Source organism: Escherichia sp. KTE31 (assembly GCF_000407925.1).
GTDB classification, from domain to species: Bacteria; Pseudomonadota; Gammaproteobacteria; order Enterobacterales; family Enterobacteriaceae; genus Escherichia; species Escherichia ruysiae.
Genome location: NZ_KE136722.1, coordinates 1,264,594 through 1,276,089, shown reverse-complemented (window position 1 = coordinate 1,276,089; position 11,496 = coordinate 1,264,594). Strand labels below are relative to the sequence as shown.

The 11,496-nt window shown below is 51.6% G+C and carries 10 protein-coding genes and 1 pseudogene; 7 read left to right on the top strand and 4 right to left on the bottom strand.

What is annotated here, in order from left to right:
- Nucleotides 1-73: 73 nt before the first annotated feature.
- Nucleotides 74-694, top strand: a complete 621-nt coding sequence (entD, locus tag WES_RS15015) for an enterobactin synthase subunit EntD (protein WP_077637362.1) — start codon at nt 74-76, stop codon at nt 692-694.
- Nucleotides 695-816: 122 nt separating this feature from the next.
- Here entD and hokE read toward each other — a convergent pair whose 3' ends face one another.
- Nucleotides 817-969 (bottom strand): type I toxin-antitoxin system toxin HokE, encoded by a 153-nt coding sequence (gene hokE / locus WES_RS15020; RefSeq protein WP_000956467.1) that lies wholly within the window; start codon nt 967-969, stop codon nt 817-819.
- Here hokE and WES_RS24650 point away from each other — a divergent pair.
- The 6 genes and pseudogenes from WES_RS24650 (at nt 938) to ybdG (ending at nt 5,391) form a co-directional block, all read left to right on the top strand.
- Nucleotides 938-1,166 (top strand): annotated as a pseudogene (locus WES_RS24650) (hypothetical protein). The gene hokE and the pseudogene WES_RS24650 sit on opposite strands and share 32 nt — an antisense overlap.
- Before the next feature lie 253 nt (nt 1,167-1,419).
- A complete protein-coding gene (locus WES_RS15025; protein WP_016159128.1) occupies nt 1,420-2,538 on the top strand; it encodes a YbdK family carboxylate-amine ligase in 1,119 nt (372 codons plus the stop codon).
- 65 nt (nt 2,539-2,603) lie between these two features.
- Nucleotides 2,604-2,852 carry a DUF1158 domain-containing protein gene (locus tag WES_RS15030; RefSeq protein ID WP_000682511.1) on the top strand — a complete coding sequence of 83 codons (249 nt, stop codon included), beginning with the start codon at nt 2,604-2,606 and terminating at the stop codon, nt 2,850-2,852.
- 64 nt (nt 2,853-2,916) lie between these two features.
- On the top strand, nt 2,917-3,285 hold the full coding sequence (locus tag WES_RS15035) for an MmcQ/YjbR family DNA-binding protein (protein WP_000360961.1): 369 nt from the start codon (nt 2,917-2,919) through the stop codon (nt 3,283-3,285).
- Between the two features lie 93 nt (nt 3,286-3,378).
- Nucleotides 3,379-4,032 (top strand): oxygen-insensitive NAD(P)H nitroreductase, encoded by a 654-nt coding sequence (gene nfsB, locus WES_RS15040; RefSeq protein ID WP_000351445.1) that lies wholly within the window; start codon nt 3,379-3,381, stop codon nt 4,030-4,032.
- Nucleotides 4,033-4,143: 111 nt separating this feature from the next.
- Nucleotides 4,144-5,391 carry a mechanosensitive ion channel YbdG gene (gene ybdG, locus WES_RS15045; protein WP_001153137.1) on the top strand — a complete coding sequence of 416 codons (1,248 nt, stop codon included), beginning with the start codon at nt 4,144-4,146 and terminating at the stop codon, nt 5,389-5,391.
- A 92-nt stretch (nt 5,392-5,483) separates the two neighbouring features.
- Here the strand turns inward: ybdG and pheP are convergent, their stop codons facing one another.
- The 3 genes from pheP to cusB all read right to left on the bottom strand — a co-directional run bounded on the left by pheP (nt 5,484) and on the right by cusB (nt 11,482).
- Nucleotides 5,484-6,866 carry a phenylalanine transporter gene (gene pheP / locus WES_RS15050; protein WP_016159129.1) on the bottom strand — a complete coding sequence of 461 codons (1,383 nt, stop codon included), beginning with the start codon at nt 6,864-6,866 and terminating at the stop codon, nt 5,484-5,486.
- 243 nt (nt 6,867-7,109) lie between these two features.
- The gene (gene cusA, locus WES_RS15055) at nt 7,110-10,247 is read right to left on the bottom strand and encodes a Cu(+)/Ag(+) efflux RND transporter permease subunit CusA (protein ID WP_016159130.1); all 3,138 of its coding nucleotides are present in this window, start codon (nt 10,245-10,247) and stop codon (nt 7,110-7,112) included.
- 11 nt (nt 10,248-10,258) lie between these two features.
- Nucleotides 10,259-11,482 carry a Cu(+)/Ag(+) efflux RND transporter periplasmic adaptor subunit CusB gene (gene cusB / locus WES_RS15060; protein WP_016235163.1) on the bottom strand — a complete coding sequence of 408 codons (1,224 nt, stop codon included), beginning with the start codon at nt 11,480-11,482 and terminating at the stop codon, nt 10,259-10,261.
- Nucleotides 11,483-11,496 lie beyond the last annotated feature (14 nt).

The window sequence follows — 11,496 nt, the reverse complement described above, 5'->3', positions numbered from 1 at the left end:
GGATCACGTAGGCCTGATAAGCGTAGCGCATCAGACAGTTTTGCGTTTGTCATCAGTCTCTAATATGGTCGACATGAAAACTACGCATACCTCCCTCCCCTTTGCCGGACATACGCTGCATTTTGTTGAGTTTGAGTCGGCAAGTTTTTGTGAGCAGGATTTGCTCTGGTTGCCGCACTACACGCAACTGCAACATGCCGGACGTAAACGCAAAGCCGAACATTTAGCCGGACGGATTGCTGCTGTTCATGCGTTGCGGGAGTATGGCTATAAATGTGTGCCCGCAATTGGCGAGCTACGCCAACCTGTGTGGCCTGCGGGGTTATACGGCAGTATTAGCCACTGCGGGGCTATGGCATTGGCTGTGGTATCTCGTCAACCAACGGGTATTGATATCGAAGAGATTCTCTCTGCACAAGCAGCGGAAGAGCTGAAAGACAGCATTATGACACCAGCAGAATACGAGCTGCTTGAGGTCAGCGATTTACCCTTTTCTGTGGCGCTTACACTGGCGTTTTCAGCGAAAGAGAGTGCATTTAAGGCAAGCAAGTTACAGACAGTTCAAGGTTTTCTGGATTATCAGATAGTGAACTGGAATAAACAGCAGATCATCATTCGTCGAGAGGATGAGACGTTTGCTGTGCACTGGCAGATAAAAGAAAAGAGAGTCATCACGCTGTGCCGAAACGATTAATTGACAGGCGTCTGATACGATTCACCCGCAGCCATTGCTGACTGCGGGCGAAAGTGTAAAGCAGGTGCCTTACCATCCAGACCTGACAACCGGATATGCGGGGATTGCTCCCCGCACAGCGGCTACTTCTTCGGTTCGTAAGCGAGAACAGCCCTGAACTCAATATTACGTTCCTTCACCGTAAACTCACACAGCGAGTCTCCGACCAGAAGCGTAAATCCCAGCACCGTTAAACACAGCACTATGACCGCCACAAGGGCATATTTCGTCAGCATGTTTATATTGCCTCCATGCGAAGAAGGGACTACCATCCAAATTGTCGGGTTTGGAGTGGCAGCCCCAGGGTTGATAGAAATATCTCCTGGGGCTTCATCTTTCCAGACCTCAGAGTTAACCTGAAACCGGAAAGCTTCAGGCACCCGCCGTTATCTTACCCTTCCTTAATAAAATGGCTGTTTATTTATACAGTTAATCCTGTTTCGGACTTCTCACTACTCATTTGATCAACCGAAGCTGAGCCAGTTTTTTTCTGCTCGCCCCAATCGTCAAAATTCTTCGCCGCCAGCCAGCTCTGCCACTACTGGTCACCTTGCAAAAGTAGCCAAATTGCTTCAGTAGCAATCAGTTCACCACCACCAAAAAAAGAAACATTCCAGAACTTCCGCATCTCGCCCTGCCGCTGCCACTTCTATACTGGAATGAAAATGCCAACATAAGAGAAACCTATGCCATTACCTGAGTTTCATATTTCTGAACCTTTTACCCTCGGTATTGAACTGGAAATGCAGGTGGTTAATCCTCCGGGATATGACCTTAGCCAGGACTCTTCAACGCTGATTGACGCCGTTAAAAATCAGGTCACTGCCGGGGAAGTGAAGCACGATATCACCGAAAGTATGCTGGAGCTGGCGACAGATGTTTGCCGTGATATCAACCAGGCCGCCGGGCAATTTTCAGCGATGCAGAAAGTCGTTTTGCAAGCTGCGGCAGATCATCATCTGGAAATTTGCGGTGGTGGTACGCATCCGTTTCAGAAATGGCAGCGTCAGGAGGTGTGCGATAACGAGCGTTATCAACGGACGCTGGAAAACTTCGGCTATCTTATTCAGCAGGCGACGGTTTTTGGTCAACACGTGCACGTTGGCTGTGCCAGTGGCGATGACGCTATTTATTTGCTGCACGGCTTATCGAGGTTTGTGCCGCACTTTATCGCCCTTTCTGCCGCATCGCCGTATATGCAGGGAACGGATACACGTTTTGCCTCCTCACGACCGAATATTTTTTCTGCCTTTCCCGATAATGGTCCAATGCCGTGGGTCAGTAACTGGCAACAATTTGAAGCCCTGTTTCGCTGCCTGAGTTACACCACGATGATCGACAGCATTAAAGATTTGCACTGGGATATTCGCCCTAGCCCTCATTTTGGCACGGTGGAGGTTCGGGTGATGGATACCCCGTTAACCCTTAGCCATGCGGTAAATATGGCGGGATTGATTCAGGCCACCGCCCACTGGTTGCTGACGGAACGCCCGTTCAAACATCAGGAGAAAGATTATCTGCTGTATAAATTCAACCGTTTCCAGGCCTGCCGTTATGGTCTGGAAGGCGTCGTTACCGATCCGCACACCGGCGATCGTCGACCACTAACGGAAGACACCTTGCGATTGCTGGAAAAAATCGCCCCTTCTGCACATAAAATTGGGGCATCGAGTGCAATTGAAGCACTGCACCGCCAGGTTATCAGCGGTCTGAATGAAGCGCAGCTGATGAGAGATTTCGTCGCCGATGGCGGCTCGCTGATTGGACTGGTGAAAAAGCATTGTGAGATTTGGGCTGGAGACTAAGCGGAGAATTGCGTTACGCAGAAATATCCCCGACAATGGTGTTTTAACTTACATTTAACAATGTTATGAAACACCCCTTAGAAACCTTGACTACCGCAGCAGGCATTTTGCTGATGGCTTTCCTCTCTTGCCTGCTACTGCCCGCCCCTGCGCTGGGGCTAACGCTGGCACAGAAACTGATGACCACGTTCCATCTGATGGATCTGAGTCAGCTTTACACATTGTTATTTTGTCTGTGGTTTTTAGTGCTGGGCGCGATTGAATATTTTATTCTTAGATTTATCTGGCGACGCTGGTTCTCGCTGGCGGATTAAACGTCGATTATCACCGTACTTCGCGGCATACTTTGCTTATTCTCCTTCGCCTTAAGGAACGTTTATGGATAAGCAATCACTGCACGAAACGGCGAAACGCCTTGCCCTTGAGTTACCCTTCGTCGAGCTTTGCTGGCCGTTTGGCCCAGAGTTCGATGTCTTTAAAATTGGCGGCAAGATTTTTATGCTGTCGTCGGAGCTGCGCGGCGTCCCCTTCATAAATCTGAAGTCCGATCCACAAAATTCCCTGTTAAATCAGCAAATATATCCAAGCATTAAGCCTGGGTATCACATGAATAAAAAGCACTGGATTTCTGTGTATCCAGGCGAGGAAATCTCTGAATCGTTGCTCAGCGATCTGATCAACGACTCATGGAATTTAGTGGTTGATGGCTTAGCTAAACGCGATCAAAAAAGGCTGCGCCCTGGCTAAAACGGAAATCTATAGAGCATTTTTCTCGCTTACCATTTCTCGTTGAACCTTGTAATCTGCTGGCACGCAAAATTACTTACACATGGAGTCTTTATGGATATCATTTCTGTCGCCTTAAAGCGTCATTCCACTAAGGCATTTGATGCCAGCAAAAAACTTACCCCGGAACAAGCCGAGCAGATCAAAACCCTGTTGCAGTACAGCCCATCCAGCACCAACTCCCAGCCATGGCATTTTATTGTGGCCAGCACGGAAGAAGGTAAAGCGCGTGTCGCTAAATCCGCCGCCGACAATTACGTGTTCAACGAACGTAAAATACTTGATGCCTCGCACGTCGTGGTGTTCTGCGCGAAAACCGCAATGGACGATGCCTGGCTGAAGCTGGTTGTTGACCAAGAAGATGCCGATGGTCGCTTTGCCACGCCGGAAGCCAAAGCGGCGAACGATAAAGGCCGTAAGTTCTTCGCCGATATGCACCGTAAAGATCTGCATGATGATGCAGAGTGGATGGCAAAACAGGTTTATCTCAACGTCGGTAACTTCCTGCTGGGCGTTGCGGCACTGGGTCTGGACGCAGTGCCAATCGAAGGTTTTGACGCGGCGATCCTCGATGAAGAATTTGGTTTGAAAGAGAAAGGTTACACCAGTCTGGTGGTCGTGCCGGTAGGCCATCACAGCGTGGAAGATTTTAACGCTACCCTGCCGAAATCTCGTCTGCCACAAAGTATCACCTTAACTGAAGTGTAATTCTCCTTTATAGCCGGGAACTGATCCCGGCTATTTCACATCAGATTTTCCTGATTTGCATAACCCTGTTTCAGCCGTCATCATAGGCCGCTGTTGTATACAGGAGACGTTATGCAGGATTTAATATCCCAGGTTGAAGATTTAGCGGGTATTGAGATTGATCACACCACCTCAATGGTGATGATTTTCGGTATTATTTTTCTGACCGCCGTTGTAGTGCATATTATTTTGCACTGGGTGGTACTACGTACCTTCGAAAAACGCGCCATTGCCAGTTCACGGCTGTGGTTGCAAATCATTACCCAGAATAAACTATTTCATCGTTTAGCTTTTACCCTGCAGGGGATTATCGTCAATATTCAGGCGGTATTCTGGCTGCAAAAAGGCACCGAAGCGGCTGATATTCTGACCACCTGCGCGCAGTTGTGGATCATGATGTATGCGCTGCTTTCAGTCTTCTCGTTGCTGGATGTTATTTTAAATCTGGCACAGAAATTCCCGGCAGCAAAACAGTTACCGCTAAAAGGGATATTTCAGGGGATAAAGCTGATCGGCGCGATTCTGGTCGGCATATTGATGATCTCACTGCTGATTGGTCAGTCACCGACCATTCTGATCAGTGGTCTTGGCGCAATGGCTGCCGTGCTGATGTTGGTATTTAAAGATCCGATTCTTGGTCTGGTGGCAGGTATTCAGCTTTCCGCGAACGATATGCTGAAACTGGGCGACTGGCTGGAAATGCCGAAATACGGCGCGGATGGCGCGGTGATCGATATTGGTTTAACCACCGTCAAAGTGCGTAACTGGGATAATACCATTACCACTATTCCCACCTGGTCTCTGGTTTCTGACTCCTTTAAAAACTGGAGCGGAATGTCAGCCTCTGGTGGACGACGCATTAAACGCAGTATCAGTATTGATGTCACCAGTATTCGCTTTCTTGATGAAACCGAAATGCAACGGCTGAATAAAGCTCATCTGTTAAAGCCTTATTTAACCAGCCGCCATCAGGAAATTAATGAGTGGAACCGCCAGCAAGGGTCTACGGAGTCAGTATTAAATCTGCGCCGAATGACCAATATTGGAACCTTTCGTGCCTATCTGAACGAATATCTACGTAACCATCCACGTATTCGTAAAGATATGACCTTAATGGTACGTCAGCTTGCACCGGGCGATAATGGTTTACCGCTTGAGATATATGCGTTTACCAATACCGTAGTGTGGCTGGAATATGAAAGCATTCAGGCTGATATTTTCGACCATATATTTGCCATCGTCGAAGAGTTTGGTCTGCGACTTCATCAGTCGCCAACCGGCAATGATATTCGCTCTCTGGCAGGTGCATTTAAGCAATAATTAAAAAACCGCTCTCATCGAATGGATGAGAGCGGCTTCAGATTGTTTACATCGTTTTGTCGGATGCGGCGTAAACGCCTTATCCGACGCGACTATTTCGCTTTCCGACGCAACGTTTTAAACGCCACAAACAGGAACACAATCCACACCGGCAGCAAAATTGCTGATAAGCGCATATCATCCATCGTGCACATCAGCACCAAAATCATGCCGAGGAAGGCAATGCAAAGATAGTTGCCGAACGGATAGAGCAGTGCCTTAAACTGTGTTTCTCGCCCCTGACGTCGCATCGCCGCGCGAAAACGCAGATGCGCCAGGCAGATCATAATCCAGTTCAGCAGCAGCGTTGCCACCACCAGCGCCATCAGCAAACCAAACGCTTTTTGCGGCAGCAGATAGTTAATCAACACCACCAGCGAAGTGATCGCCCCGGACAGGATCAGCGAGTTGATTGGCACGCCGCGACGGCTAACACGAGTAAGGAACTTCGGCGCATTCCCCTGTACAGAGAGGCCAAACAGCATCCGGCTGTTAGAGTAAACTCCGCTGTTATAAACTGACAGAGACGCTACCAGAATGACAAAGTTCAGCGCAGAAGCCACCACATTGCTGTCGAGATTATGGAAAATCATCACAAACGGGCTACTGTTGGATTTCACTTCCACCCACGGGTAGAGCGCCAGTAAAACCACCAGTGAACCGATATAAAACAGCAGGATACGATAAACCACCTGATTCACTGCCTTCGGAATGCTTTTTTCCGGATCGCGCGCTTCAGCGGCAGTAATCCCAATCAGCTCCAGACCGCCGAAGGAGAACATAATCACCGCCAGCGACAAAATCAGCCCATTCCAGCCGGTGGCAAAGAAACCACCGTAGCGCCAGAGGTTGTCGATACTGGCTTTCTCGCCGCCGTGACCAGAGAACAGCAGCCACAGGCCAAAACCGATCATGCCGATGATCGCCAGCACTTTAATCAGCGCGAACCAGAACTCAGTTTCACCATACAAGCGCACGTTCACCAGGTTAACGGCGTTGATGATAATAAAGAAGGCAGCAGCCCAGATCCAGGTGGGAACATCCGGGAACCAGTACTGCATATAGATACCCGCCGCCGTCAGTTCAGCCATTCCTACCAGCACGAACATCACCCAGTAGTTCCAGCCGGAAAGGAAGCCCGCAAACGGCCCCCAGTATTTATAGGCAAAGTGGGCAAACGAACCGGATACCGGCTCTTCAACCACCATCTCACCGAGCTGGCGCATAATCAGGAAAGCGATGATCCCGGCAACGCCGTAGCCCAGCAATACAGCCGGCCCCGCCATCTGAATCGCCGGACCAATGCCAAGAAACAGACCAGTACCAATGGCGCCACCCAGCGCAATTAGCTGAATATGACGGTTATGTAATCCCCGATGAAGCGTCGGTTCTTGATTCGACGCAGTATCTTCCGATACGGTTGACGCGTTTTTCACGCCTTTCCCCTGTGTGTCTTTTTTATTGAGGGGCTCCTTTTAACATTTAGTGCTGGTCGTCGCAAGACACAATCCACACAGTTAAACCGGGTATCCCTTTCTTATGCAAATTGTCGACAAAAAGTACTTCGTTATTGCCAATTAAGGTGTTAACGCCTTATTTGGCCTACAGAAATGTGCAAATTCAATAAATTATAATTCACGTTGTAGGCCTGATAAGCGTAACGCATCAGGCAATTTTGCCTAAATCCGATGTCGGTGCAGCCACATCAACTTATACGCCGCCGGGATAATAAACAGCGACAGCAAAGGTGCGGTGATCATGCCGCCAATCATCGGCGCGGCGATGCGGCTCATCACCTCTGAACCCGCCCCCGTTCCCCACAGAATCGGCAGCAGACCGGCGATAATCACCGCCACCGTCATCGCTTTCGGGCGCACGCGCAGTACCGCGCCGTGATACAACGCCTCATCCAGTTTCTGCTCGCTGAATGTTTGTGGATTATCCAGCGACGGCTCGGCCTCTATGGCGTGACGTAAATACATCAGCATCACCACGCCAAACTCGGCGGCGACCCCGGCGAGAGCGATAAAACCGGTGCCCGTCGCGACGGAAAGATGAAAGCCCATCCACCACAGAAACCAGATGCCCCCCACCAGCGCAAACGGTACGCTGCTGATAATCAGTAACGCTTCCCCCACGCGACGGAACGCCAGATATAGCAGCACGAAAATGATCATCAGCGTCATCGGCACCATGAGTTTCAGCTTATGGTTGGCGCGCTCCAGTAGCTCGAACTGACCGGAAAACGCCACGCTGGTGCCCGGTTTCAACTGCACTTTTTCGGCAATCGCTTTTTGCAGATCGTGAACCACCGACACCATGTCACGATCGCGGGCATCGATATAAATCCAGCTCGTCGGGCGCGCATTCTCGGTTTTCAGCATCGACGGTCCGGTGGAGACGTTAACGTCGGCCACGTCCGCCAGGGTGATTTGCTGTTTCATCGGCGTCAAAATCGGCAACTGGCGCAGCGTCTGCGGGCTATCGCGCCAGCTTTGCGGATAACGCAGATTAATTGGATAACGGGCAATCCCTTCCACCGTTTCGCCAACCATCGCCCCGCCCACCGCAGATGTCACAAACAACTGCACATCCGCCACCGTCATACCGTAACGCGCGGCTTTTTCACGGTTAATCTCAACGTTGATATAGCGCCCACCTTCCAGACGCTCGGCAAGCGCAGAAGCTACGCCTGGCACCGTTCGCGCCACTTCTTCAATTTGCTCCGCCATCGCGTCGATATCCGCCAGCACAGTGCCGGAAACTTTAATGCCGATGGGGCTTTTAATGCCGGTGGAAAGCATATCAATACGGTTACGGATTGGCGGCACCCACAGATTCGCCAGCCCCGGTAGCCGCACGGTGCTATCCAGCTCTTCGATGATTTTGTCCATCGTCATGCCAGGCCGCCACTGATCCTGCGGCTTAAGCTGAATGGTCGTTTCTACCATCTCCAGCGGAGCGGAGTCGGTGGCAGTTTCCGCTTTCCCGGTTTTGCCAAACACCCGCGCCACTTCCGGTACGCTCATAATCAGCTTGTCGGTTTTTTGCAACATACTCGCTGCTTCCGACGCGGAAATCCCCGGCAGCGTCGAAGGCATATACAACAAGTCGCCTTCATTGATCTGCGGTAAAAATTCCCCGCCAACTTTATTGAGCGGCCAGATAACTGTCAGCACCGAAAGCGCCGCCACCAGAAGCGTGATTTTCGGCCAGTGCAGTACTTTCAGCAACAGCGGATGGTAAATACGAATCAAAAACCGATTGAGCGGATTACTGCTTTCTGGCGGAATTTTGCCACGGATCCAGTAACCCATCAGGATAGGGATCACTACGATCGCCAGCAGCGCCGCACCCGCCATCGCATAAGTTTTGGTGAACGCCAGCGGACCAAACAGACGCCCTTCCTGCCCTTCCAGAGTGAAGATTGGGATAAACGACAGCGTGATAATCAGCAGACTGATAAACAGCGCCGGCCCCACTTCAACAGAAGCATCGGTAATCACCTGCCAGCGCGTTTTATTATCCAGCATGACGTCAGGATGCTGGTGCTGCCACTCTTCCAGCCTTTTATGGGCATTCTCGATCATGACGATAGCGGCATCGACCATCGCCCCGACGGCAATCGCAATGCCGCCCAGCGACATAATGTTGGCGTTCAGCCCCTGGAAGTGCATGACAATAAAAGCAATACACAACCCCAGCGGCAACGAAATAATCGCCACCAGCGCCGAGCGCACATGCCAGAGAAACAGCGCACAGACTACCGCCACCACAATAAACTCTTCCAGCAACTTGCCGCTGAGGTTGTCGATGGCGCGATCAATAAGCTGGCTGCGATCGTATGTTGTAACTATCTCCACGCCTTCCGGCAGACTGCTTTTCAGCGTTTCCAGTTTGTCCTTCACGGCGGCGATTACTTCACGGGCATTTTTGCCGGAACGCAGGATCACCACCCCGCCAGCGACTTCGCCTTCGCCGTTCAGTTCCGCAATGCCCCGGCGCATCTCCGGGCCAACCTGGACCTTCGCAACATCACGCAGATAAATGGGCACGCCATTTTCACTGGCTTTTAAAACGATGTGATTAAAGTCGTCGAGCGTTTGCAGATAGCCGCTGGCGCGCACCATATATTCCGCTTCCGCCAGTTCGATCGACGAACCGCCCGCTTCCTGATTTGAGGCATCCAGCGCGCTTTTCACTTCAGCGAGACTGATGCCATATTGCGCCAGGCGCTGGGGATCGATAACCACCTGATACTCTTTCACCACACCGCCCACCGACGCCACTTCCGCAACGTCAGGGATGGTTTTTAGCTCATATTTGAGAAACCAGTCCTGCAATGAGCGTAAATCAGCCAGATCGTGCTTACCGCTGCGATCCACCAGCGCGTATTCATAAATCCAGCCAACGCCCGTGGCGTCTGGCCCCAGCTCCGCGCTGACACCCGCTGGCAGCTTACCCTGCACCTGGTTGAGGTACTCCAGCACCCGCGAGCGCGCCCAGTATGGATCGGTGCCATCTTCGAAAATGACATACACATAAGAGTCGCCAAACTGCGAGAAACCGCGCACGGTCTTCGCGCCAGGCACCGACAACATGGTGGTAGTCAGTGGATAAGTCACTTGATTTTCAACGATTTGCGGAGCCTGACCGGGATAGCTGGTTTTAATAATCACCTGCACATCAGAGAGATCCGGCAGTGCATCCACTGGCGTGTTAATGATGGTCCAGGTGCCCCAGATGCTCAAAAACAACGCGCCCATCAGCACCAGAAAACGGTTCGCCACCGAGCGACGAATAATCCATTCAATCATTGGTTATTCCCTCAATGCGCGTGGGTAGCACTTTCAGAGCGCATCCGCTCCAGCGCACCAGAAATATTGGCTTCAGAATCAATCAGGAACAGGCCGCTGGAAACCACCTTTTCCCCTTCCGCCAGACCAGAGCGTAGCGCGGTGACGCCTTGCGATGCCTGGAAAACGGCGACGCGTTTCGGTACAAAGCGCCCGTCGGCATCAACGGTAATCACCCGCTGTTCGCTGCCGGTATCAATCAGCGCCTGTGACGGAATGAGCAGCATCGGTTCGCTGGCGGTGTTGAGTTGCAACCAGGCGTTCATTCCCGGTTTTAGCGCCTCGCCGGCGTTGTCGACTTCCAGACGCAGTTGCAAAGTGCGGGTCGCGGCATCTACGCCGGGTAGCAGCGTCCATTTGCGGATGGTGAGCGTTTTATCGGGTCGCGCCGGAACGGTGAGCGTAAACTGCGAGGCATCTTTCACCAGCCAGGCGATGGACTCCGGGATCGCGGCAGTGACCCACACCGGATCCATACCCTGAATTTTCGCGACCACGTTATCTTTGGCGATATTCATTCCCGCGCGCAGATCAAACGCGGTGATCACGCCATCAATGGGCGCTTTGAGCGTAAAGCGAGTCTGGATTTTTTGCGTGGCGATCAGGCGGCGAATATCGGCCTCCGGCATTCCCGCCAGTCGCAGGCGTTCAAGAATACCTTCGGTCTGGGTCGCCGTACCGCCGGTTTCGCGCAGCAGTAAATACTCACTCTGCGCTTCCACCCAGTCGGGAATGGTCAGGTCGAGAAGCGGTGTGCCCTTTTGTACTTTATCGCCCACGGTAAGCGGATACACCTTGTCGATAAACCCGGCGGCGCGAGCCTGCACAATGGCATACTGATATTCGTTGTAGCTGACATTCGCCGGGAAACTCTGGGCAAAAGTCAGCGGCCCGCGCGTGACGGTAGCCGTTTTCACCCCAAGGTTCTGCGTCTGGGTCGGGTCAATGCGTACACCAGACGCAGAACTCTCTTCATCGGCATATTTCGGCACCAGATCCATATCCATAAACGGCGATTTACCTGGTTTATCGAACCGCGTATTGGGATACATCGGGTCGTACCAGAATAAGACTTTACGTTCTGCGGTCGACGTTTTTTCTGCGGGCGGTTCCACCTTTGCAAACCAGGTAAAACCTGCCGCAGAAATAATACCGCCCGCGATCATGCTGCCGATAATAAGCGCGATTTTTTTCATTGAATTAAACCTGG